The following is a 25091-nucleotide window of genomic DNA, read 5'->3' as shown; positions in this document are numbered from 1 at the left end:
GCTCTCGCCACGGTGATGCGAGCTACGAGATCAAACGCCTCATTGCTCACCATAAAATTGGCTTTGCAAGGTCTTGAGTTTCGTCGGATGCAAGGTCTCCTCGATACAGCCGAGGAACATCTCACTTCTTGCATTGACCCGAGCGCTGTCAGCCGGCGCATGCGCCATGTCCGTTTGCAGCGCGCGCACGGCTGTCCAGTCGTTCGCACGATCTTTGAGCAACTCGAACAATGTTCGGCGATGGGTGGGCGCAGATAGCCGGTCGTCCTTATACTGGTGCAATCGGAAGTGAGCGAAAGTAACCTTGGCCGAGATCTTTGGATCCCTTAGCGCGTCGGGAAGCGTTAGCAGATCAAGTCCTTCCAGCTCGCCCAACTGCTGCATTTGGTCCTGCGCCTCCTGATATTGCTCGCGGCCGACCAGTTGATACATTCCTCGTGGGCGAAACAGCCAACCGTCATCGGTCCCGGGCTGGTTGCCGAACAGATTCCCGTCATAGCCAAGAACGAAGTTGGCCAATTCCTTGGGATGGTTGAGCAATGAACTCACGTCGACCGCGGGCTTGTTTGCGGCCATAAGCTTTGCGTTATTCTTCTCGATGCGATCATGCCATTTCTGCGGGAGCTGTGAAGCTGCGCTGTACGAGAAGTTCTCGCTGCTGCGGGTAAAGTCGGCACTGTCGTAGGAGACTGATCCAAGAATATAGGCCAGAATACGGGGATCCGTCTCCTCGACGCGATCCCATTCCTGCAACAAGGCTTTGACCTGCTCGGCCTGATAATAGGCCATGTAGCTCTTGCGATATGGCGGAAGGGGTGGCGGAGCAGGCGAAGGGTCCTTGCTCGACTCGGTCAACTGGTGCTCGTAGGCAGCGACGTTTTCCTGATATTTCTCATAACCGCGCGCTTGCAGCCAATTGCTCTCATAACAAGCAAGCAATGGCTGCGGCTTGACCTTTGAAGTTGGTTGATATTCCTTGGCTAGCTCGCCGGCGTAGGCAGCCCGTGCGAGTTTGGCGTCCTTTAGCGTTTCAAATGCGGACGCGACCGATCCATTCAGAAGATGGAACAACTTCACCTGCAGGCAATCAGCGTTGCTCTGCCTCTCGCGGGACTGATCGAAGTCGTCCTTCGGCACACAGTCCCAAAACCGGCCGCTGCTCAGTGAGATGATATCCTCGGTCTTCTGAGACAACGTCCAGCCGAGCGGAAGGCTATAGAACAAGCCCGTTATGTCGGTTCGGCCGAAGGTCGGAAATCGCTGCACGGTGGAAGTGACTTCGGGGTCCGGCCGACGATCGATGCTGGTTGCATGATTGAGCGCGACGTAGGTTCGGGAGGTTCGCGTGCTCAAGAGCGCGCGTACCGGCTCCATGAGCTCTCCGAACATGAATGAGCCATGATCACCGAATTGCCCGCTCACGAGGGACAGAAGGTAGATGCGGAATTTCAGCGCATCGGAGGTGCCCTTGATGACATTGAGCTTCTCAATCAGGTCGAGCGCGGTCTCGATGCCGGAGTTCTCGACATAGCCACCGTCCACGAGGCGCGCCTGCGCATTAGCGGTGATGCAGTCATTTTTGAGCGAGACGGTCGCCGCCGGCGTCACCCACGGGAAACGCGCGCTCGTGAAAGCGGCTGTGCTGAGCGGAATACGAAGCGAGTGGCTCTTGACCGTTTGGTCGGCCCCGGCCCCCGCGCGTTCAAGCGCCGCAAGAACACACAGGTCCGTGTCTTTCGGGTGCAGCGGATCGAAATCGAAGGGAGAGATGACGGCTCGTTTACCGCTGCCGGCATCTGTCGTGTTGAATAGCAGGGCCGGCATGTTGTTACCGGGCGCCCAATGGGACTGATAGTCGGCCCTTAGCAGATTGGATTGATCGCCGCTGCCCTTGTGGCTGCCGAGCATTCTATCACCGGCGTTCTCTAAAGTGTATTCGAGAAAGCGCGCGCGATCGAAGGCCGGGACCGCGAACGGTGAAAACATTTGAGTGAAATCGGTAAACAGAAAGCCGGCGACCAAAGGCGACAGAAAATCGTTCGCCAAGACGCTTGCAACGCGCTGCTCGACTGGCCCGGGAACATCAATATCTTGGACCCGTCCGACCCCAGCCAGGAAATCCGCGATTTTGGGGCATGTCTTTCCTTCAGCGGCATTCGAATCAATGGCTGCATTCTCGGCGTGAAGCGCAGCGGCGAAAATTGCAGAACCGACACTGCCCCCGGAGACAGCGCTTATCGCAAATAGATGTTGCCGAAATGCCGGACAGAGATCCTGCATCCTCGCAAGGAACCGCGCCGCATTATTGGCGGCATAGATACCTCCTCCTTGAGCCGCCACAATGAAGACGGGATATTCGCCGAGCCTCTTGGCTTCCTCGACCCGCGGCCTTTGTAAAAGCCACTCACGGAACGCCGTGGCGGCCGACATGCGCGCGTCTTCCGGCGGGCTGTTTACTTTAGCGACGGTGCGCAGTTCGTGGTCGTCGCCTCCCAAGAGGGAGGCAAGCAGAAACAAGCCACCAAAGACAACGGGAATAAACGGAAACGCAAATTCGATCGTCATCAAAGCAAAATGGACGGTGAGACCAACGACGCAAACCGCAAAGAGAGCGATCACGCCGAACGATCCGAAAAATTGTGAGAGCCTATCCGGCAGCAGGATGAATGCCGTCGTCAACAGTACTATGCCGCCGATCGTGAGCGCGAGAAACCTGTAGCGGATAAAGTAGGCGTTGTTGGCTCGACTCGCGAGATCGATCGAGCGATCTCTGGATCCGATCCGCCACGTAAATATGACGAAGCAGATGAGCATGATCAGCATGGCGATGGCGAGGATGAACAGCATGTTCCGCTCAAATGCGAGCGCCTGGTCCTGAATGCGGAAAATACTTCCGACTTCCTCGACCTCACCAATCTTTTGCGCCGGCCGCGAGGCGAATTGTCCTGCCGTCGCAGCCGCGATAGGCAGTGCCCCAAGCAGAACGGGCGCGAATCTTATGTAGAAGGCCAGGCGTCCCGTAGGGTGGGGAATTTGCGGCAGGGACGCAGTTGTCAGCTGAAACGCGCCTGCCCAGATCGTTATGGCAATCACGCCCAGAGAAGCGAACTCCCTGACAGTCACCCAACCAAGGTCGTCGGCGGCTATCCGGTAGAGCTCCTGAATCTGATCTGGCAGGTAGAGCAATAATGAGATCGCTATCGACAGAAAAATTATCCATCGAAGGTTGCGCAACAGGGTAAAGAGCTGCTCGCGCACAGTCATCGCGTCATATCCCCCGTCATATTGATAGAGATCGCTGGCAAGCCAGTGAAATGGCCTCGGGTACCAAGCATTGGCGCTAGCTCATATGAATGTTTTGAGCCCGTAGGCCTAAGGGCGACTTTGCAAGAAATGGGACACGCTCTTAGGTAGCGCGTTAATTATTTGCAGCTTACCTACAGTACTGTGCCTGACTTGTCGATATGTTCTGCACAGCGATCCGAGAGTTTTTCTCCGAATGACTTCGACGTCTTTCCACTCCTACCGCCCATCCCTCGCTAACGTGCGACTCGCGCCTTATCGCCAGGCCCGTACGAACGCACCGTTGCCTTGTAGGCGAAGCACGCGCTTGCCAGGGCGTGGTGTGAGTTGGTCTGTGACGAAGCTGCGATCAACGGGGCTTGATGGAAGCGTCTTGAGGCTTGAAAGCATGAGTTGGCGCTGTTGTTCGTCGCCGATGCCCATTAAAACGCGAAAAACCCGCGCCATTGATGAACTAATTTTATGGATTACGAAGCTTACGAAGCGCCGTTGGTTGGGCTCCCCTCTGGACGGCATCGCTGAAGGATGACAGCAATCGCAAGAGCGATTCTCTTTAGGCAATGATGATGCTCACCATCTGCCTTACGCGTTCGAACTTTTCGAGCAGAGGTGAGTTCAGTCGCGAGTTGAGTATTTGTGCTGCTCCCACCCGTTAAGCGTTCGTGGGCTTGGCTGGCGTAAGTTGGTCGGCGACCGACCGCTGTCCCATAGACATTTGCGCCGGACCGCGATGGGGCTGGCATTCCTTGCTTGTTCTGTATTCTTGGCTTTATTTCAAACAGGTGGCTCGAGGAGTAGTCACGCGGTATAGGTGGTCTAAGCACCTGGATGTTCGCTCGAAGTTCTTCAGCCAAGCATGGATTGAAACGCGACGGCAGCCAGTCTTGATCTGCATCAAGATGCTCTTGCTTGCGGGCTTTTGACCCATCTGGTGCGACAGGACGTTGCCCGAGGTGGGCGCGTCCGAGCTTGTGCAGTACATTCGTTGCGTAGGCCGACTGATCCAACACAAGGCCAACGCACTCTTTCGCTAGGAGGAGAGACCTCTCATTCCGCGCCTGAATTCTCCTGTACCTTGGTACAATGTTCCTTAGTACATGCGCCAATTACCCTTCTACTGGCAACTACGGTTCTACTGGAAAGTGCGATGGAGCTTAGCCGTGTTTCTGCGTACCACTCGAAACAGTAAGCCCCACATCAATACGCTCGACGACTTCGGTATAGCGAGTCATTCAGGCGCCGCGGTAAGCCTGAACGAAATCACCTATAGAAAAGGCACGGAAGTTTACGGCGAAAAGGAGCCGGCCGAATACGTCTATCAAGTTAAAAAGGGCGCCGTGCGAACATACAAGCTGCTCTCCGATGGCCGACGGCAGATTGGCGCGTTTCACTTGGTGGGAGATATTTTTGGTCTCGCCGATGACGATGCCCACCGGTTCACCGCGGAGGCAATCATTGAGACCACACTGCGTTTGATCAAGCGTCAGACGTTGGAGACGGTCGCCGAGACCAACAACCTCATAACTCGCGAACTCCTCAGCATGGCTACGCTGAATTTGAAGCATGTCGAGGACCATATGTTGCTCTTGGGTCGCAAGGACTCAGTTGAAAGGGTGGCCGCTTTTCTCGTGGAAATGGACGAACGTGTCGCTTCGCAAGTTATGGCTCTCCCTATGACGCGACGGGATATCGCCGATTATCTCGGACTGACACTAGAGACTGTATCTCGCGCCTTGTCCAAAATGCGCCGCGCGGGACTGCTCGACTTCGTGGGCTCGACGCAGCGTAAAATCATTATCCTGGATCGGGCGAGACTTCGCGCAGCTGAGTTCCAGCGTCAGTGAGGCGCCCGTCCGCTGCGGGTCAAAACCGGCAATACTCTGATGAGCAGAAAATATCTGCTGAGACCCGGAAAGCGGACCTCTTTGCCATTATGAGTGCACGCCCTAAGACTAGCATAGCTTGCGCGTTTTCCTTCCATGTTGCGAAGGATAATTGCGACTTCGGCGCGGCCGATCCTGTGAAATCGTCCACAGGCGAAACCGCAGGTCTCGGCTTATCGGCAAGCCGCGACTTCAGGCACGAGGACGTCAAGATTTTCCGTTGTCAGGGACACAGCCAAAGATCTTTTTGGAGAATAGCCAGCGGGAGTGTGGCCCGCGCTACGATTAGAGGTCTTCCAACTAAACCTGCCCGATTGCAGGGAAGATCGAGGTCGACGACCTGGTTTCGACGTTCTTTGGATCAATGAGATCGGTAATTTGTCCTAAGCAAGACGAGTGCGACGGCTTTTGCCGATACATTGGCATTCACCGCGACCATAGCCCGATCAGTCTCTCCGCACGTACCGTCGCGCTGTCGGGAAGCGGGTGAGGGGACGGCGCGCGCCGCACGCCTCGGCGTCTCCGGATCGAGGGTGGATATGCGCTGATCATTTGTCTGTCGCTCGACACGATGAACGGCTCCAGGCGGACGGATCAGAGCGCGGTTTGATGCTGTCACTCAAGCAGTCTCGACGCTTATCCTGATTGCCTTTTCGCCAAGCCAGAGCTCTTGTTCTTCGTCGCCACCACATCGAATGTCGTGTGCTTTTGAGCTGCAGGTCCGTTTTGAATCACAAGATCGTCAATCCCGGAGAATCTAGGATTGAACGTGGTTCCGTTGGGCGTCCTCGTCGCCTCCATCAAACTGGCCTACCTTGTTCCGCGAGACATGCTTGGGTTCATCAGCGTCGCATGAACACCACGCAAATCGCCTCATCTCGGGGCGCTGGTATTCTGTCATCCGCACTCTGTTTCTATTCTGAGTGCACGGCCATGAAACCAAAACGGCCGCGCTCCGTAGCGAAAATCTTCGGGCAGAACCAAAAACGCAGCTCACCGCCGAGGACGACCTGCATTCCGTGGCGAGTGCAAATTGTGAAAATTGATGGATTGAGTCCGTTGTTAGGGATCACTGGAAGTTGCAGTCTCCTAAATTTGCGCCGCTCTCCCGATCGGCAAAGTCATAGAGCAAACCCAATAGATTAGCTGACGAGAGAGGTCGCATAGAGCATCTCGAGGTCGCGAAAAGATGATTGGGAGCCCGTTGAGGTAGTCGTCCAGGCATGCTACATCGTTAAGTAGATTGATCCTTCTTGAGGCGGCGCGTCCTATCTGCCTCGCAAGCCCAGGCGCGAACCAGTTCCATTCTTCATAGCGAGGATGAGGGCGTGCGGGTCGTATGAGGTGACGACGCAATCGTTATTCGAGGATTTTCCAAGCACGAGTTCTGAGGCGAGGCGAACGTTACGCAAGCTCGAAAAGAAAGCTGGTTTCGTTTCATGGACTGGACATGGATTGCCTTTATGATCTGCGCTGTTGATCAGGCTGCAAATCGATCGAGTGGCCTTATATGCGAGTGCCCTTCTATGGGAACGGCACTGGTCGTGTCGTCACGCAGAGAGAGTCAGATCTTAAGATGCTGGTGGTGTGTATCAAAATTCAGCCGCCTGATTGTGCGGCGTGGTGACCCCCGCGCTCAGACAATTCGGATGTGTGTCCTTCGTTTGTCGCCGGACACGACCACCAAACTCGGAGCTTGTTTAGACACCCACAGAGAGAGGCACCGTCATGAGTGGCACAATGACCGTTGATAACGTCTTCCCGCGCGCAGACATCGTCAAACGCGCGGATCGGCTTGGTGCCGAAATCAAGAACATTAAACTGTCCGACGATTTGCCTGACGAGGTTATCATTGCCTTTAAACGGCTGCTGCTGGAGCATAAGGTCATCTTCTTCCGTAATCAGGGACATCTCGATGACGCCCAGGAGGAGCGTTTTGTGCTCCGCCTCGGCTCGCTGATGCCGAATCCCAAAATGGTGAACACAAGCGGCGGCTTAACAATCCGTAAGACGCTGCCTGGTCGCGCTTGCAGTCATAGGGACCAGATCGAGGATGAGGTCGTCTTCAACGCCGGCACCATTTCAGCGCTGCGGAGTGCAGCGATCCCGCCTTTTGGCGGGGACATCGCTTGGTCGAGCATGGCGGCCGCTTATCTGGACCTTCCCGAGTCTCTGCGGATGCTTGCAGATAATCTCTGGGCTGTGAGCTGCGTCGCATTCGATCTCACTGGGACAGAGGGGGCCGCCGAGGCCAACAAGAGGGCATGGCATGGCGTATCCACCGGAACGATCTACGAAACGGCACATCCGATCGTTCGTGTTCATCCCGAGACCGACGAACGTATGCTCTGGCTTGGTCGGTCAGTGCAGAGCTTCGTCGGCCTGCAGCGCTTTCCCAGCCAAAGACTATTTGAACGGCTGCAATCGTATCTCATCGCGCCGCGGAACACCCTGTCCTGGGATTGGAAATCAGGCGACCTCGTAATCTGGGACAATCGCGCGACCGAGCCGTACCCCATCAACAAAATTGGCAACCCTCAATGGAACATGGATCAGCTTGCGATTGACGCCGGCGTACCGCACATGAAGAGGCCGAAATCACGCACCGCTAGGGCTGCCTAGCACGTAGAGGCCCTGCCATGTCGAGCGGAGCCGTGCCTTCTAATTCGCCACGAGCGGGCTAACCGGCGCGGCGCTACGCTTGTTGTGGAACCTACGAGCTCGCACCTTCACGGCCTCAGATGCGCTGAGGTCCTGCGCCGCCTCGCTGTACGCTGGCGCCCTGCTCGACGTCTTCCAGGCCCAGCAGCTTTAATCTTCGGGCAGCCTTTCTGCCCGCTGGCCAAACTGATGCTGCTGCATTTCCTTGATGATCTGACGCAGCCGTTCGCTTTTCCTCGGTAAGTAGCATCGCTTTCAGCGTCTCGGGATCGTTGGGCAGGGGGCGCTCACACGCAATTCAGAACATACTCGCGCCATCTGTCGACGTTCCGATGAAGCTGATCAGCTAGCCCCGGCGTCCGCAGTGACTATCCCGAAGCCTTCGTGCCGTAAGCGTTCATTTCGAAGATGCTCGGCCTCATAACATTCGGCGCTGGGCGTTCTTGAAGCGGAACGTGCGCGCGGCACCGGCTCGAAATCGGCGGCCGCAGATTCGAAGCGAGCACGTGGGGAGATCAGGCTCGCTTGCTCCCGTCGTTAGCTCAAAGATGGCTCTCTCGAGCAACTACGTCCTGTTCCGATAGAGCCGTGCCGGCTTGCGTCCTCTAGACATCGGCTTGGGGGGCATCGCACCCTTGGCTGGCTCAGCGAACAATTCGGACAAGTGAATACCCAAGGTCGCGGCGATACGGTCCAGGAGATCAACGGTCGGGTTCTCTTTCTCCTGCTCAATGCGCCCCATATATGAGCGGTCGATCCCGGCATCATAGGCCAATTGCTCTTGCGGAATGCCGCGCTCTACGCGGATCCGGCGCACATTCCAAGCCACAAGCGCACGAGCGTTCATGCGCAAAGGCAGCCATTCAGATGACTATCAAACCACAGGTTATAGCCAGACTAATACGATAACCTCACACCCGATCAGTGGCTGTCCTCCTTCCCCAATTGCTTCAAGGAAGCAGGCTACGGTGCGATGCAGAGGCCCGTAGCGTTTGTCGTCTTCGAATGTCCTTGACCACCACATGCGTTCTCGGGGGGCGATAGCTTGCCATTGGCGGGAGAGCAGGCATTGACGCTCAGACTTAGCAGGGCGTTTTCCGATCACCGCAACTAAATAGGACAACCGTTCAACTGCACCTCGAAAGGGAAACGAATCTTCTCCGGTTGGCTGGGCCTGGCCAGCGCTTTTCATTGTGCGAGGGAGCCGGTCGCAACGGGCCACCATGCCTTTCCGGCAGGGAAGAGCAGAAACAGCCAAGTTGCAGGGCAAATCTGCGATCAGTTCCGGTGCGGACTGCGATGAACGAGGCAATGCGCAGGATGGAGACAGCAGGTCACTGTAAGCCGATATGCGATGGCGGTCTTGGCGCGAAACGGAGGTTGTCGCTGCATCCATTGGGCTGATACCAAAATGCGCCCAATTAGTTATCGTCGTTTGAATTTTGGTAGCTTTTTCAGTTTGGTAGGAATTTGAGGCAGTGCCGGCCGAGCCGAAGGTCGCAGAATCGGCGCGAAGCGGCCACGAGCTCACGTCATACGACAAGGAGTACGCTGTGACCTACATGCGCCTCCTTGATGCCGCGGCTGATAAGGCGGATTTGGGGAAATCGCGCGCTTTGTGCTTTATCTGACGGCTGTGTCGGATAGTGCGCGACGCACGTCCGAAAGTCATCTGGCTCGGGCAAATGACTAGCAGGTCACGGCTATTGCGATCTGCTGCGTGGCGGTTGGCCAAAGCAATGACCACCGCGGATGTCAGGATCCACGACATTCCTAGCAATCACAAAAGTTGATCATTCCATCGACCAGCTGCGTGCAAGGCGCGCAGCGCGACGCAAGCAACTCCAAACGGCCACAACCATAGGCTGCAGTTTGCCACGTGTGAAGATTGTGCGGAAATAGTGCGACGCCGGACTGCAGATCTGACGAAGCGTATAGCGGTCTCAAGAAGCCAGAGGCTGCCGACCTGGCCTGGGAGTTGCTGCGCCGAGAGAGTGACTACCAATTATAAGCGGCTATCTCGCCGCGAACATTCAAGCGCCGCGGCAGGCCAATTCTGGCGCAAGTGGGGGCTCTCGTTTTCCAGCTGATCCGCAAAAGACCTTCGACAAGCAAGCAGCCTTCTGGGCGCCCGAGGCGCTCTCGACCGTACTGGCTGTGCCGGCGCCAAGTGCATCGCGCCCAAAAGCTATCAGCTCGATTTCGTCAATCTGTGGGGCAGCGAGCTTCGCCGCGCGCCGGATGGGTGGCATGCGATCGTGCCGCTCGGGGGCGCGAAGCATCGCCTTTGGCTATCCATCACATCATTCGATCTCCATAGGAAGATTGCCGCATATATGGGGTCGGTTGCTCATAAATCCACGCCGAGCCATGATATTGGTCCGGTACCGCACAAGATCTGCGTTAACAATTCGGTGCCGTAACGGGGGCTATCTCTTTTTGCGGCGTGCCGACTTCGGCTTACGACCTTTACGTAATGTAGCGGGTAGCGGCGCACCCTTGGATGGCCGAACAAACAGCTCGGAGACGGCAACCCCGAGCGTCTCGGCGAGACGATCGAGAAGATCAATTGTCGGGTTCGCCTTTTGGCGCTCAAGTCCGCTCATATAAGAGCGATCAACACCCGCATCGTATGCCAATTGTTCTTGCGGAATACCGCGCTCGACGCGGATCCGGCGCACATTGTAAGCCACAAGCGCACGAGCTCTCATGCGCGAAGGCAGCCATTGCGCTGGTCATCAAACCACTGGCTATATCCGACATAAAAGCATTACAAAATTGCAGGCGAGAGTAAGAGCGCAAGCGGCGAGGCGTCGCGAAATGGATCCGTCACGATCAAGTCGTGCAGATGGCGACGCCTATCCTTCCATGACTTCTGAGCCTGAAAGGATGCACACTCAGGCCGGGTTGAGACTAGCTGGGCAATTTCGCCTTTCCTTGTCCGTACCAATCGAAAGCCGGGCGCCGGATACGCCAAGGAGAGACTTCGATGTTTCCCACGACGCGTCAAACGCGACGAGGGTGTCAGGAAAGAGCTTTTGCAGAAGACGGGGAGCTGCCCGGACGCGATTGGCGTCATGGGAGGCAATCCGATGCTGATCCTACTAGCCCGCAAATTAGCCCGAGTAGTTCGGCGCTCGCGCAGTGAATCCCTGAAAGCCTGTTCCTTGCAAATGCCGCAACCCTTTGTCGTCAACCAAAGCCGGCCAGCTTTGCTCTCGTGAGCGGCAGGCCCACACGATGCTACCAAGTGGTATCGTTGAGAGGTGCCGCAAGGTGGTGGGCAGGCCTTCAAAGACGACGCCGTCCGGGCCAACGACGTCAAAGGTTAGCGGCGACATGACTTGGCGCAGTCCTGGAAAGCGCTGTCCCTGCCACGCCGCTAAATTTGGTGCCAGCCTAATCCCATCCGGCGTCAAGGCTGACACTTTGCCTCCTCCAAGATGCCGCCAAATGTTTTTAGGCCCAGAACGATTGCCAATAATCCACCTGAGTTGGTCGGATCGTCTGCAGCTTTCTAAGCTGGTCCGCCGCCTTGTGAAGAAATCGATAATGCGCTGCATGCCAGAACCGTACGCTGCATGACAAAGGCCGACACGCTGCCGCTCAGGAGAGAAAATATAGACTGTTAGTCGGGTAACACGGGAGGTGATGGAAGCGATCGCATGAAAGACTACCCGCGCCGCTGACTTCAACATGGTCAGCCTCCATTGCAAAGGCCTGACCGGGCGTCTATCGCCGGGCAAGGCATACACTCATTTCAGGAGTGGTCGTGTCTCGCCACCGGGAGCAGCGCGGGCGCGACTCGGCGCCCGTCGGTTGGGCTGCATCGGCGCTGTCCCTGCCGCGCCTGCGCTGCAGATTGAGGTTAGCAGAAACGTGACTCGGCGCTGTCCCATTCTGGTAAGGCGCTGTCCCTGCCACGCGTCGCTAACCGCAACGCCTCTGTATCCAGGCTAGCTTTCTAAAAGCTGACGAAACCGTGCAGAAATTCACAGACGAAAAGCAGCTCGTGCGCCGCTTGCTGACGACGCTCACTGACGCCGCTGAAGCGTCTTGTCAGCGACTACGCCCGTATACCAAAAACGGACCGATCGCTCCCAAGCGATGGCACAAAGGACCCTCTCTGCAGTGGTAGGCGCGGCAAGGACAGATTTTGCCGCACGAGATCATGGCGAGCCAAAATCGATTGTAGACCATCGATGTGCGCACAGCACGGCGATCTGTTCAGCTGAAGGCATCGATCTCAGAAATTGGGTGGTGCGCAACGGATTGGTGTTGGCTTGGCCTCAATCTTCGTGACGGCCACACCAAGCTGCGCAACGCGCTGCCGGCCGCGCCCGACCAGTGTTATGAGCGGGCGGCTTTGGCGTACCTTGGCTGTACGCGTGTGCATCCGGTTTGCTGGCGGGCGAGCTAGTCGTTCGGGTGAGGCATACACATCGTTGACGCGCGTTCCCCACAGCGGCAGAAAGTCGCCGAGGATCACCGCGTACACAGAATAAGCCAGTCACGAGGAGCTGGCCTGATCAGGGGCGAGTGAAGCTCAGGATCTCGTCGGCTCTGGGCCTGCCCTCAGGGCCCACAACGTTTGCGAGGGCAGCCAACCCCATCGGGGCCGGCCGTTTCGATTGGCAGAGCATGGGGCCTGCCAGCTGTCGCGCGTCGACGCGTACTTATGGGACAAGTTGTCACTACCAGAGTTGGCGGTTGCGAAACGGTACTTGCGTCGTAAGGTTACAGAAAGGTCGGATGCACATAAGCGTGTTTTCATTCAGCTTCTCCAGCTTCGAACGCGCAAAACAATTCTATGGCAAACATGAATCCAGCTCCCAATCTTTTGTCTTTTGCCGATGCACGCGCGCGCCGGCGGGTCGTCACCAACCGAAAAACCACTAAATGGATGGCACTGGTCCCGAGACGCCCAGGTTTCCGAATGCGACGTGGCATGAAGCCGATAGCGCGGATGGCTGCAGCAATGAAGCGAGCGTGCGCGCTATCCGATCTCGAACGGTGCTGCGCAATCTGGTGGCTCTATCGCCTCCATTTCGGAATCACTCGCGACGTGATGTTGGGCCTTACCGCGGCCAAGCTGCCCAGGAGAAATCCCGCTGCAGCAATTAGAAGTCTTGACACCGACGGCCCATACGACCGAAGCGCAGCCCCACCGAGCTCGCCACAGGTCGCGCATTTGGCTGGCGAGCAAAAATGTGAGGCCAGCGCCAATCGTCTCAAGTCTCCCCCAGCCCACAAAGGTCGCAATCACATCTAGCACTGATGACCTGTCCAGGGGTTGGAATGGCTACGGCAAATTCGGTCAGCAGACCGCAACTAGTGCCCGCCGTTGCAGTACCGGCAGCCTGAAATTGATGGCGCGGATGATGCTGCTCATGGAGGTCCCCTAGCGTTAAACGACGGACCAGGCTAGCTGAGAGCCGGGAGCGTCAAAATCGGACCGCTTGGGTGGTAAAGTCTTGCGATCAGGAGCAAGGACGCGACGCTGGCATTCCGCCTGGAGATCTTTGGCGGCTACATGAAAAAAGGGATATGCCGCGCCCGCCGCGAAGCCATTGGAAAGGCAGGTCGAGCAGCTCGTCCAGCAAGCCTGGCCGAGCGCCTTCCGAGGATTGATCCGCGCGCAGAAGCTTATCGGCACGCTGCGTCCCTGTGGATTGACTTTCTCGGTGTGCCATTCGTCCTTGCATACCACTAAGCGTTCAGCCGTTCGCCACCCGCGAACTATGCCGTCGCCACCTATCGACAACGCTTGTGCTCGCCTCCGGGCGCGACGCAATGACAGGACGGTCTTAGCTTCCGGCTCGTTTGGACGCCCTCGCATGAAAGGCAGCCCGGCCGCCCGTGTCTTGCGGTGCCCCGAATGATCACGGTGGTAGATCGACGGATGCTGCAATCGTCGGCCAGTCCTTGCTTGGTCGAACCCGCTTCAGTTGTACGAGTGCAGAGGCGCCCCCAAGAAGACTGCGATTGACTCGACGCGCAGGAACCGCCTGAGGGCGGCACGGCCTTTCCCAACTTCGGCATGTAACCACAATGTTTTAGAAGAGGCTGCTGCGACATAGTATCTGTACGGCCGCGAACGCGAGATCAGGGTGAACGATGACCGACTGGATCCGCTTGGAGCGATTTTCCCCGCAGGTCCCGGGTGATCGTACGAAATGCCGCCTTTTACCCGTCATTCGCTTCGGAGATGGTCACAGTCGGAAACAGGACCGGCTATACCAAGTGACCGAGCACTCCTTCACTCCGTTGGCTTGTTTGACACACCTCTGCGGAAGCGACGAACGTCAGAGCGTTCGGGCTGAAACGCGTCCACCAGAACTGGCACAGCGTTGGCAGGATCACTGTCGCCACATACGAAAACATCGGCGGCCGCGTAGGACCTTTCAGGCCAAGTATGTAAGGTCAGGTGCGACTCAGCCAACAAGGCTATTGCGGAGACGCCGTGACCGGGACAAAACTGATGAACATGAAGGTGGAGCAGTGTCGCCCTCGCTGCACGAATGGCTTTTCGCATTGCGATTTCCGCATGGGCAGGATCGTCGAGATTCTTCGCTCCCCATAGCTCGATGAGCATGTGGGTCGCACCTTCGGATAGAGCCGGCGGGGTAGTCATTTAGAAATCTCCATTGAGTTATCGGCCAAATAGGTTGAGCTATTCGGATTAGGTGACGAGGTGATCAGGCGCTTTGATCGCCGGTGTCGGCGCTTGGATGGCCTCAATTCCTCCTTGAGACTGGCCACTTCGAGCTTCGATAACTCATCTGTACCGTCGAGCAGCCACCGAGTCCTTGAAGCGGCGATCACCGGCGTGAATACCATCGGGCTGGCGGTGGTTGGCGATAAGGAGCCGTCTCCCGTGCGATCCGGTATCGCCCAGTGGCGAACACGCTCTCGACGGGATGGGGCCGGCTCAAGTTCCGCGAAATCGGCAGGTCAATTGCGCTGATCACAAGCCGTAACGAGCCTGTGGGCGCGTTGATTGCCGGTGCCATGCAGACGATCGCAGGTCCACTACAAGAGTTGGTAGGCGCCAAAGTGAACTTGCGGTCGTAGCATCAGCCTCGTTTCTCTGCTGATCATCGGGCCAGAGGCGAACACCCCAGACGATAAGCTCATACGGACAGAACCTTATGATGCGGAATCAGGGTGGCTGCGCAATGCACACCTCGATGAACAGCTTTGGCGTTCCGATTTGGATGCCGCAGAAAGTCACGAATGGCGGGGCGCGTGCCTACGGCAAATCAATCAGACAAAAAGCAATCCGTGGGACGTCAACCGATTGACGCGATCACGGCGATCGATTGCCTTGCAGGATCGAATCCGGAAAGAGTTGCGCTGAGACACGGCGCAGACAAGCTCACATATGGGGAGCTACGATTAAGATCTGATGCCCTTGCAGGGACCTTACGAGAGCAAGGCGCTCACGGAGCGATTGTTGGCTATTGGGGGGAGCGGGACCTCGACTGGGCGACGGCCGTCGTCGCAATTTTGAAAGCTGGATCAACGTATCTACCGCTCGATCCATCGCTGCCGTATTCCCGTTCATCATTCATGATTGAGCAGAGCGGCTGCCGGCTGTTGATTGGTCGAGACCGGCCCGATACGCTGAGCCTGTTCCAGGGGAGCAGCAAAGGCACCACGCAATTCGTAGCTATAGCGGCGGCGCTGCGCCGGATCCAGACTTCATCTGTGGTGCCGGCGCCGAACGAGGACGGACTTGCGTACATTCTGTTTACGTCTGGTTCGACGGGCCAGCCTAAGGGCGCAATGATCGGGCGCGCCGGCCTAAACAATCATTTGGCGGCAAAGATCGATGCTCTAAGCCTCACCCGGGCGGATTGCGTTGCCCAAACGGCGTCGCACTGCTTTGACATCTCGCTGTGGCAGCTTCTGGCTGGGCTTTGCGTCGGAGCCTCTACAGCGATCATTGATGATACGACACTGAGATCGCCGTCATCCCTCCTCCAAGCAATTCGAGGATTCGGCGCCACCGTTGTCCAATTCGTCCCGTCCATGCTGGCAGTCTTTGTTGAATATCTGCAGTCGCTTCCTGCGGCGGAGCGAACCATGGACGATTTGCGGATTATTTCGACCGTCGGAGAACCTCTAACACCTGGATTGGCGCGCGCTTGGCTTGCCTTGTATCCCCGCGTTTCCATTCTCAACCACTACGGGCCGACCGAGTGCGCGGACGGCGTCACGCATCATCTGGTTTCCGTGCCGCCTTCCTTGGCTGAGCCGTACGTACCGATCGGCAGACCGATTCAAAACGTTGAGGTTTATATCGCGGACGGTCCACGGCTGTGCAACGTCGGAGAGGTTGGCGAAATCTGTGTTGGCGGTGCTGGTGTCGCTGCGGGTTACGTCAATGATGATGTTCGCACTAAGGATGCCTTTGGGCCAAACCCGTTCACAAGCAATCGGTCGTTTCGGTGCCTATACCGGACAGGTGATCTTGGGCGCGTTCGCACCGATGGCCTTTTGGAATGTCTCGGCCGGCGGGATCGTCAGGTCAAAATTCGAGGACACAGAATCGAGCTGGGCGAAATCGAGGCGCGACTGTCCGCTCATCACATGGTGCATGGCGCGGTTGCGGTCGCCTCTGTCTGCGCAGGTGTAAAGCTTACGGCTCGTGATATCGCTCGGGCCGAGACGCAAGCTGAATCGAGGCGACTATTTGCGTATGTGTCAGCACCAGCTGAGCTGGCGGAAAGCGAGCTCCAGAGCTTTCTTGCCGAGGCACTCCCCAGCTACATGCTTCCGGAAAGAATTATCCACGTCAACTGCATTCCACTGACCAGGAACGGAAAGGTCGATTTTGGAGCGTTGCCTGACCCGGCGAGTGTTCGTCCTCGACTGTCGACGCCATTCGAAGAGCCGCAAACAGACCTCGAAGTCCGGCTGCGTCAAATATGGGCCGGCATTTTGCGTATCGAGAAGATAGGTGTGAATGACCAATTCATGAGCCTCGGCGGAGACTCGCTCCGCGCAATGCTCGTATTAGGACAACTACAGACCTCCCTCGGAGTGAGAGTGGATTTCAGGCTGGTCCTGAATGGGACAATTCGCTCTCTTGCCGCTGCGATCGCGGCACGCGCCGAGCCCAATTCGTGCACAGCTTTGACATGCGAAAGGTTTAACCGGGCGCCTCTGACGCGCCTCCAGGAGCACCTGTGGTTTCTCTCGCAGCTCGATCCGTCTGCTAGGAACTACATCATTCAAGGCGGCTTGCGAATTAGAGGAATCATCGATTTAGCTCGGTTCAATCGCGCCTGGACGGATGTCATTCATTCCCACCAGGCACTTTGGGCGCGCTTTGTCGACGAAGACGGTCCGGTTCAATATTTTGATGCTCCGCCGTGCACCAGTCTTGAATTGACCGATGCATCAGATCTCACCTCGTCGCAGGCTGATGAGCTCATCGCACAGTTTCGGCGAACGGAGCTGAAAGACAGTTTTGATCTCCGACAAGGCCACCTGTTTCGTGCGCGCATGGTCCGGCTTGGCCCCGAGAACCATGTCATATTGATTACCGCTCATGAAATCATCCTCGATGCCTGGTCGATCTCTATTCTGCTCAGGGATCTTGAGCGAAGATACGTAGATGCCGGGGCGGATTGCCCGGAGAGCCGCGCGTCACTCTCGAGTTACGCGGTATGGGAGGCAAAATACGTTCCGCCAGAGGCGCTGGAGAGCCAACGTCACTATTGGCGACGCCAGATCGGTGATGATCCGCCGGTGCTTTCGCTTGGAACGGGAGGAGCGCGCCCACAAGCAAGTTCGTACCGCGGCGCCTCGCACGCAGTGCTGCTTGGCGGCGATCTCCCCAGTCGGGTGAGAGAATTTGCGCGCCGAAATGGCTGCACCACGTCGACAACACTGCTGGCTTGCTTCAAGCTGCTGCTACGGATGTACAGCGGTGAGGACGATATTGTCGTCGGCATACCACACGCGGTACGGGATCAACCCGGCAGCGCCGACATCGTCGGCTTTTTTCTGAACATGCTGCCAATCCGCACCGCGATCGAGGGCGGTCAATGCTTTGCTGCTCATGCCGCGCGCATCCAGGGCCTGATCAGCGATGCCATCGCAAATTCGGCCTATCCATTCGGCTGGATCGTCAGGGATATCCGGTTGTGTCGCGAAGCGGGGCGATCACCGATCTTCCAGGTCATGTTCAACATGTACTCCGAAGCCGCCGAGCCACTTGGCCAACACGAACTGGGCCTGACATTCCGCGAGTACGACACAGGCTATGTCAAGTTCGACCTGACGTTGTACGCGCAAGATCACGGCGATGAAATTGCGCTCCAGCTCGCGTACGCGGAAGATATATTCTCGAGCGATTTGGCTCTTCGTATGGCCAACAATTTGCGCTGTCTGATTGCCGCCTGCGTTGATAAACCGCTTGCGCCCATTGAAGAGCTGAGCTGCCTCAGCGCGTCAGACCTCACTATACTGGACTCCCTGGATGGGGCGAACCAGTCATATGAGTCTGAATGTCCGCTTGTTGAAGCCTTCGAGAAAATCAGCGTCTCCAATCACGGCACGGTCGCATATTTTGGCGAGTTCGGGGAGGTCACATTCGGCGAGCTGCGCGAGCGCGTAGCGGCTATCACGTCGTCGTTGCGGAATATGAAGGTGGGGGCCGGCGATCTGGTCGCCATCCTCGTTGACCGGTCCCCCGACGTTGCCGCCGTAACGCTTGCGGCGCGAGCCTTGCACTCTGTTGTTGTGCCGATAACGCCGGAATATCCACGCGATCGGATCCAACATATCCTGCGAGATAGTCAGGCAAAGCTTTTGGTTCACGCGAATATCACGGAGCCTGATTTTGACATACCCTCGATTTGTCTACTTACCTTAGAGAGGTACAGGGGGGCGGCGAATAATTTCGACTCCAGCGACACACCCTCAGATCCCCGAATTGCGAACCTAATATACACGTCCTCCTCAACAGGGCGGGCGAAAGGAGTTCTTATACCAGAATCGGCCATTCTTAATCGGCTGAACTGGATGTGGCGACGCTTTCCCTTCGATAGCACCGACGTGATGGTTGTCCAGAAGTCGGCTTGCCTTGTTGCGTCCGCTTGGGAGTATTTTGGGGGGCTTCTGAGAGGCGTGCCCACGCTGATCTTAACCCAGGAGCAGGTGGTAGATCCAGATCTGCTGTTGTGCAGTTTGGCAAAACATCGGGTGACACGCTTTTTTGCCTCTCCGCCAGTCCTGTCCGGTCTGATTAGGTCCCAGCAACAGCAACCGCAAAGGACCGCCTTGAGGTTGGTCACAAGCAGCGCCGAGCAGATGCCTTCCTCGCTGGCCGCTCGCTGGCGAGCGTCTTTTCCGGACGTGCCGTTGTGGAACTTCTATGGTGCGACGGAATGCGCATCGAATGCAGCCGTCTACGAAACATCGGATGCCTATGACAACTCGGCACTCGTCCCAGTGGGGCAACCAATCGACAACGTCAAAGTCTACGTGCTCGATACCCGATTGAAGAGAGTGCCTGTTGGAGCCCCCGGCGAACTCTGCATCGCGGGCCGCTGTTTGAGCGCTGGGTACTGGCGGGATCAAGATCGGACTGACCGCTGTTTCGTTCCCAATCCGTATGATAGCGGAAAATACGGCATGCTTTACCGAACTGGGGATATCGCACGCATCTCAACCAGTGGCCTTGTCGAGATTTGCGGCCGATCGGACAACCAGATCAAGCTGAGGGGATTTCGAATTGAGCCGGAGGAGGTCGAAACGGCCCTTGAATCTCATCCGGCAATCGCAAAGGCCGTAGTGTTCGCAGAAGGCATGGATGAGGGTCGTCGCTTAGCCGCTATCGTGGTACCCGCTCGCGACAATCTAAGCTCTAGCGAGATTCTCACCCACCTGCGCAACAAATTGCCATCGTACATGCTTCCAGCAGCCTTCAGGGCAGCGGACAGTATTCCCCTGACGACGAGCGGAAAGATAGACCGCACTCGCCTGTCCTCCGTTCCTTACCGCTACATCGAGACTAACCTATCTGCTGAGCCCCGCACCAGAAACGAGCAAGTTCTTGCTCGGATCTGGGAGGATCTATTAGGTGCCAAGGCGGTAGGAATCGACGGCAGTTTCTTTGATCTTGGCGGAGATTCTCTTCTGAGCGTACGTTGCGTCACGCTGGCGCGCAAAGCCGGGTTGAATCTCACCGTCAACCAACTTTATCGAACACCCACCATCAGGGACTTGGCGGCGGACGAAGCGCGCGGGGCATCCCATAACGTCCCTTCTGAGAACGGCTCACTGCCTGTGCCCCCGGCAATCGCGTCTTGGAACCATCTTGTCGGGTTTGATGAGCATTTTAACATGGGCGACCTGTTCTTCTTGCCCGGCCGCATCCTGAATATCCAGATCCTGGAACGGGCTCTCGCCCATGTCATGGAGCGGCACGAAGGCCTCAGGCTGCGCATTGCCAGAACCCAAGATGGACTACGTCTGAGGATCGGACCTTGCCTCGCCGAGCGCATCGTGGAAGAGATCAATCTCGTCGGAATGACCGGCCCAGACCAGCGCAGGGCAATCGAGAGCGTTTCGGCAAGACGTCAACATATGTTTCGGTTTGACGGCCACACGCCTCTTGTTCACGTCACGGCCTTCCGCACTTCGGAAAGCGGTGATTACTACCTGCTGGCATTGATCCATCACTTCGTAGCGGATGGGATAGGCTATCGCCTGTTCCTGGAAGCATTGGATGGCGCATACAACGCCCTTGCCGCGGGCGATGACGTGAATGGTTCCAAGACCCCACAAGGGCTCTCTCATTGGTTGAAGCGCCTCGAGCACTATGCGAACAGCGAAGCGCCAGGCGAACTCAAATATTGGGAGCAGATTGACTACGATCAATTCAATTTGCGTGTCAGCGACACGTCCTCGCGAGGCGCGAGTTTTGGCAAAGAGACCGCGAGAGAGCTTCACTATGCAAATCTCGGAGGTAGCCGGGAGGATGCGTGCTGCCGTTCGCTTTCGGAAGAGCAGGCCATGTATCATCTTGCGATGGACGAGGAAGCGACAGCGGGCCTCCTCAGCATTACAGCCAGATCAGCGCATTGTCAGGACGTTGATGTGTTTCTTGCCGCCCTGTCTGGTGCGTTTGGCGGGCTTTTCGGCAACTACTCGCTCTTCATTGATGGCCTTACCTCGGCACGAGGTGGGCTGTTTGACGATTTCGACTCATCTCAAATCATTGGCCATATCAGCGAGCTTGTTCCGCTTCCATTGATTGTCACCGGAAGGGAGCCGCGTTCCAACCGTGCCCGTTCAATATACCAGCAGCGCAATGCTCTGCCGCGCAGAGGAATAGGATTTCGCGCCCTGAAATTCCTGAACCGAGATCCAGCCGTGCGGAGTCGAATCGATCGTCTGCCGCTGCCCAGAATTGGGGTGAATTATCGAGCGGGTTTGCAGCGCCATTTCCCACGCCGTCTCCTAGACTCAGACCCTTCTCCACTTTCGATCGGCGACTACATGGATGAAGCGGCAGCGATTCACCTCTTCTGGTTCGATGTCGGATATCAATCCGGCCGTCTACAGATTGAAATGAGGTATGATCCGAGTGAGGTCGGTTATGAGGTGACGTGCCGTCTTTGCACGGTGTTGCAACAGGAGCTGCTACAGACGATCAATGAGTTTGGCAGAACTCACGACCGTACGAACCATGAATGAGCGCGATGCGGAGGTCGCCCTCGAGAGGGATCGCGATGCGATGCGCAAGAAGAGTCAGCACATTGATCTCTCGGATCAGAATCTTTTGAGCCTTCTCCTGCGGCTCGCCATCCCGTCTGTTATCGGCTTGTCGATCAACGCCCTACAGCAGCTCCTCAACGCGATTTTTGTTGGCTCACTTGGCGCGCAGGCGATCGCGGCTGTGAGCATGACCATGCCGATCGTGGTCTTTCTCGCATCGGTGGCAGAGGGGATCGGTGTTGGAACCGCCTCCTTCATCTCTCGTCATCTCGGTGCTGGCAAGGACCTGGAAGCGAGTCGAGGTGCGAGTACCGCGCTGGCGCTCGCCGCTCCGATCGGTGTCATTATGACCGTCGCCTTGCTTTTGGGCCTACGAGGCACCTTCATCGTCCTCGGGGCAACTTCAACCATCCTGCCCATCGCGCTCGACTACGCCACGCCCCTCTTGCTGGGGTCTACAGTGATGCTCCTAAACATCGTTAGCGGCTTCATCGCCAGAGCGGAAGGCAACACACGATTCAGCATGTGGACAATGCTGAGCGCTTTCATATTGAACGCCTTGCTTGATCCCCTTTTTATATTCTTACTTGACTTGGGTGTGCGAGGCGCAGCCCTAGCAACGCTGCTATCTCAGATCGCGGCCATAAGCCTCTACATCTCGTATTTTGCCAAGCGGCGCGGCATCGTCCTTGTCAGGATATCTCAGGTCTCGTTGCGAGTAGACCGGATCAGACAGCTCGCGTTCATTGGGGCGCCGGCGACAATGACGAGCATCTTATCCGCTCTTGCCGGTATGTTCTTGTACGCAGCAGCTGCGCGGTTCGGTGACGAGTTCATTGCCGCAGTGGGAATAGCCGTAAGAATCGTGACGATCGGCGCGCTGCCTATCACCGGCTTCTGTCTCGGCTCTCAAGCTCTCCTAGGGTTCGGCTGGGGCGCCCGCGACTTTGCCCGTGTACTGAAGGTAGCAAAGCTCATGCTCTCTATCACGGTCGCGTTTTCCCTTGCGTATTCCGCTGCCGTTATGGTTTTCGTCCGGCCTTTGGTCAGGCTGTTCAGCGATAGCGATCAGGTCACGAATATTGCCGTCTCGACCTGCATTGTCTTCCATCTGTTTTTTGGACTTTACGGTATTCAGAGTTTTGTGACAACAATGCTTCAGGCGCTAGGGAGAGCACGCCTCAGCGCGGTCGTGTCTTTCGCGAGGCAGGGGTATCTCTTCATACCGGCCGTACTGTTATTCCCTGTCATTTCGGGCTTTAACGGAGTGTTGGCCAGTCAAGCCATCGCTGAGCTGGGCGCCGCAATGATCGCGCTGTTTGTCATGTTCCGCCAGTTCGCCGAGCTCAGACAAGGGGACCGGCTCAATCAGCCAGGAATCGAAAGTGCTCTTTGATCTGATAGGGAGATCCTCGGAGCCGCATTTAAGCCTGCATGGCCGGCGAGGGGGGAGCCGGCTTCGGAAATCTGAACAAGGCGTTAAGTGGCGTTTCTGCCTGACGGCGGGCAAGATTGTCCCGCGAATCAGGAGAGACGATGAGCACACGAGACCGCCGGCGCCACGCACCGGCGTTCAAGGCCAAGGTGGCGTTAGCCGCGATCAAGAGCGAGATGACGCTGGCCCAGTGGAGACCTTGTTGCTCGGCGCCAGTCCCAGCCAGGAGGTAAAATGCTTTGGACTTGGCCACGAGGAGAGGTCGTCACCGCATTCAGCGATCAGCTTCAGCGAGAGGTAAGGACCGAGACGATCGTGGTGATGTCTTTTCCCAGTAACGCGAACAGCGCCTCGCGGACATCGAAAGCTAGAGCGTTCGCCTGATCGGTTCGATTCCGACGCAGGGGGGGCCGCGGTGCTGGTCCATGGCCTCCACCGCGATGGTTGCTCAGTTCCTTCAACACGGCTTCGATCCGGGCGTCGCAGGCAGATGCTTTCTCGTGGTAGGTGTCGTAAAGCGCAAGTGCCTGCTCGAGCGCAAACAGATGTTCGGCGCGGTAGCTCCCGGTGAGCGCCTTCGCAATCGTCTCCGCACTGGAGTGGCAACTGTAGTGGCGCAAGCACGCCAGCGCCTCGGGATCGCGCTCGCCGGCAAGGATCGCGCGTATGATACGCAGGCCGGTCGCGCCGGAGATGTCGGCGACGACGTGGTGGAGCTGAAGTTTCATCTCCGTCAAGGCCTTCTGCATATGCTGGATGTGTGAGGCCGCGTACTCCGGCAGACGCTCGCGCTGACGCACGTAGGCTCGCAGTTCGGCAATCTGCCCTTTGGGCTGAAAGCTGGCCCGCAGCAACCCGAATGAATGCAGCCGCTGCAGCCATTGTGCATCGCTGACATCGGTCTTACGCCCCGGCACGTGCTTGGCATCGCGCGCGTTGACAAGAAACACGGTAAACTTCTCGGCATCGAGAAGCTCGAAAATCGGAATCCAGTGACGCTGGTCGATTCCACGCCGACCGTCTCGACGCCGCATTCCGTAAAGCAGTCGACCAGCCGATGCAGATCCGCCGTGAAGGTACCGAAGCTCTGGCTCCGGTGCGCGATCTGCCCTGACGGCAGCCATATGTATGGTGGCGCCAACGTCGATGGCAGCCGCGTTCGGGTGCACCATGGGCATCTTACCGCCGTCCTTCGACTTCGATCTTTTGGGATTCATCTGTAGCTCCTCCTGACTCCGGCGGAAGGGCTGGGCTGCGCAATTCATTCACAATTCATAAACGGGATTGCCGAGATGGCGTCACCACTCTTAAGTGCGCGACAGCCCATGGACGAGGTGTTTTGACGGGGTCACGGGCCACCGGCCGCTCCCTTCCGGCTGCAGTCTAGCGGTTACCCGTCTATCCCACAGAGGGCGCGCAGCGCCGCGCTCAGTTTTTTAGAAGGCGCGCTCAGCAAAGCTGGCCTGCTGAGTGCAAAGCGATGATCGATCGCGAGCACGACCTGCCGATCACGAAACAGGCGGAAGTTTTGAAGATCAGCCGCGTCAGCGTTTATTACCTGCGGGCGACCAGTGCCGGACGCCGACCTCGCGATCATGCGGCGTCTCGACCGGCTGCATCTGCAGTTTCCCTTCGCCGGTTGGCGAATGCTGAGAGGCCTGCTGGCTGCCGAGGGGTGCAAGATCGGCCGCCGGCATGTCAAAACGCTGATGCGGCGGATGGGGATAGAAGCGCTCTACCGCCGGCCGCGTACCACCAAGCCCGGACCCGGGCACAAGGTCTATCCGTATCTGCTGCGCGGGATGCAGATCACACGCCAAAACCAGGTCCGGGCGATGGACATCACCTACATTCCGATGGCTCGCGGCTTCATCTATCTCGCACTGGTGCTCGATTGGTTCAGCCGCCGGGTGCTGTCGCGGCGCGTCGATCACGATGGAAGCCGCATTCTGCGTCAAGACGCTGGAGGACGCTCTGCTCGCCACGGCAAGCCGGACATTTTCAACACCGACCAGGGCTCGCAGTTCACGGGCGCCGCGTTCACCGGCGTGCTCGCCAGTCATGGCATCGCC

11 protein-coding genes and 2 pseudogenes are annotated in these 25091 nt (G+C 57.3%); 6 read left to right on the top strand and 7 right to left on the bottom strand.

Going from position 1 to position 25091, the window contains the following annotated elements; translation table 11 throughout:
* Window positions 1-39: 39 nt before the first annotated feature.
* Complete coding sequence (locus tag A5906_RS06355) at window positions 40-3264, bottom strand: hypothetical protein (protein ID WP_245326613.1); 3225 nt, start codon at window positions 3262-3264, stop codon at window positions 40-42.
* Between the two features lie 1199 nt (window positions 3265-4463).
* Between A5906_RS06355 and A5906_RS06350 the strand changes: the two genes are divergently transcribed.
* The gene (locus A5906_RS06350) at window positions 4464-5147 is read left to right on the top strand and encodes a helix-turn-helix domain-containing protein (protein WP_080134416.1); all 684 of its coding nucleotides are present in this window, start codon (window positions 4464-4466) and stop codon (window positions 5145-5147) included.
* Window positions 5148-6926: 1779 nt separating this feature from the next.
* Window positions 6927-7808: a TauD/TfdA dioxygenase family protein gene (locus A5906_RS06345; RefSeq protein WP_245326612.1), complete on the top strand. Its 882-nt coding sequence runs from the start codon at window positions 6927-6929 to the stop codon at window positions 7806-7808.
* Between the two features lie 160 nt (window positions 7809-7968).
* On the opposite strand, the pseudogene A5906_RS46570 reads toward A5906_RS06345, so the two are convergent.
* Both A5906_RS46570 and A5906_RS06340 read right to left on the bottom strand, forming a co-directional pair.
* Window positions 7969-8097, bottom strand: a pseudogene (locus A5906_RS46570) (IS66 family transposase); the annotation flags it as partial.
* A gap of 315 nt (window positions 8098-8412) precedes the next feature.
* Complete coding sequence (locus A5906_RS06340; RefSeq protein WP_080134409.1) at window positions 8413-8694, bottom strand: helix-turn-helix domain-containing protein; 282 nt, start codon at window positions 8692-8694, stop codon at window positions 8413-8415.
* Window positions 8695-9735: 1041 nt separating this feature from the next.
* Here A5906_RS06340 and A5906_RS46325 point away from each other — a divergent pair.
* Window positions 9736-9858 (top strand): transcriptional regulator domain-containing protein, encoded by a 123-nt coding sequence (locus A5906_RS46325; RefSeq protein ID WP_430642355.1) that lies wholly within the window; start codon window positions 9736-9738, stop codon window positions 9856-9858.
* A 418-nt stretch (window positions 9859-10276) separates the two neighbouring features.
* Here the strand turns inward: A5906_RS46325 and A5906_RS06330 are convergent, their stop codons facing one another.
* The 3 genes from A5906_RS06330 to speD all read right to left on the bottom strand — a co-directional run bounded on the left by A5906_RS06330 (window position 10277) and on the right by speD (window position 14481).
* A complete protein-coding gene (locus tag A5906_RS06330) occupies window positions 10277-10558 on the bottom strand; it encodes a helix-turn-helix domain-containing protein (RefSeq protein ID WP_080134408.1) in 282 nt (93 codons plus the stop codon).
* Between the two features lie 405 nt (window positions 10559-10963).
* Window positions 10964-11545 (bottom strand): hypothetical protein, encoded by a 582-nt coding sequence (locus A5906_RS41105; RefSeq protein WP_136615014.1) that lies wholly within the window; start codon window positions 11543-11545, stop codon window positions 10964-10966.
* Window positions 11546-14106: 2561 nt separating this feature from the next.
* The gene (gene speD / locus A5906_RS06320) at window positions 14107-14481 is read right to left on the bottom strand and encodes an adenosylmethionine decarboxylase (protein ID WP_080134406.1); all 375 of its coding nucleotides are present in this window, start codon (window positions 14479-14481) and stop codon (window positions 14107-14109) included.
* Window positions 14482-15083: 602 nt separating this feature from the next.
* On the opposite strand from speD, the gene A5906_RS06315 reads away from it, so the two are divergent.
* Together A5906_RS06315 and A5906_RS06310 are read left to right on the top strand one after the other, a co-directional pair.
* Window positions 15084-21563 carry a non-ribosomal peptide synthetase gene (locus A5906_RS06315; RefSeq protein WP_080134405.1) on the top strand — a complete coding sequence of 2160 codons (6480 nt, stop codon included), beginning with the start codon at window positions 15084-15086 and terminating at the stop codon, window positions 21561-21563.
* A complete protein-coding gene (locus A5906_RS06310; protein WP_080134404.1) occupies window positions 21556-22980 on the top strand; it encodes an MATE family efflux transporter in 1425 nt (474 codons plus the stop codon). Before A5906_RS06315 ends, A5906_RS06310 begins: the two co-directional genes overlap by 8 nt.
* 225 nt (window positions 22981-23205) lie before the next feature.
* Here the strand turns inward: A5906_RS06310 and A5906_RS06305 are convergent.
* Window positions 23206-24236: pseudogene (locus tag A5906_RS06305) on the bottom strand (IS110 family RNA-guided transposase); the annotation flags it as partial.
* A gap of 354 nt (window positions 24237-24590) precedes the next feature.
* Between A5906_RS06305 and A5906_RS06300 the strand changes: the two are divergent.
* The coding region (locus tag A5906_RS06300) for a DDE-type integrase/transposase/recombinase (protein WP_245326610.1) at window positions 24591-25091 on the top strand (501 nt) is incomplete at its 3' end.

It is taken from the genome of Bradyrhizobium sacchari (assembly GCF_002068095.1).
GTDB classification, from domain to species: Bacteria; Pseudomonadota; Alphaproteobacteria; order Rhizobiales; family Xanthobacteraceae; genus Bradyrhizobium; species Bradyrhizobium sacchari.
This window is presented reverse-complemented; position numbering and strand designations above follow the sequence as displayed.

Excerpts from the sequence above, each read along its gene's own strand:
- speD (WP_080134406.1), bottom strand. The coding sequence starts at position 14,481 with ATGACTACCCCGCCGGCTCTATCCGAAGGTGCGACCCACATGCTCATC.
- A5906_RS06345 (WP_245326612.1), top strand. The coding sequence starts at position 6,927 with ATGACCGTTGATAACGTCTTCCCGCGCGCAGACATCGTCAAACGCGCG.
- A5906_RS41105 (WP_136615014.1), bottom strand. The coding sequence starts at position 11,545 with ATGTTGAAGTCAGCGGCGCGGGTAGTCTTTCATGCGATCGCTTCCATC.
- A5906_RS06315 (WP_080134405.1), top strand. The coding sequence starts at position 15,084 with ATGGCGGGGCGCGTGCCTACGGCAAATCAATCAGACAAAAAGCAATCC.
- A5906_RS06310 (WP_080134404.1), top strand. The coding sequence starts at position 21,556 with ATGAATGAGCGCGATGCGGAGGTCGCCCTCGAGAGGGATCGCGATGCG.
- A5906_RS06355 (WP_245326613.1), bottom strand. The coding sequence starts at position 3,264 with ATGACTGTGCGCGAGCAGCTCTTTACCCTGTTGCGCAACCTTCGATGG.
- A5906_RS06330 (WP_080134408.1), bottom strand. The coding sequence starts at position 10,558 with ATGAGAGCTCGTGCGCTTGTGGCTTACAATGTGCGCCGGATCCGCGTC.
- A5906_RS06340 (WP_080134409.1), bottom strand. The coding sequence starts at position 8,694 with ATGAACGCTCGTGCGCTTGTGGCTTGGAATGTGCGCCGGATCCGCGTA.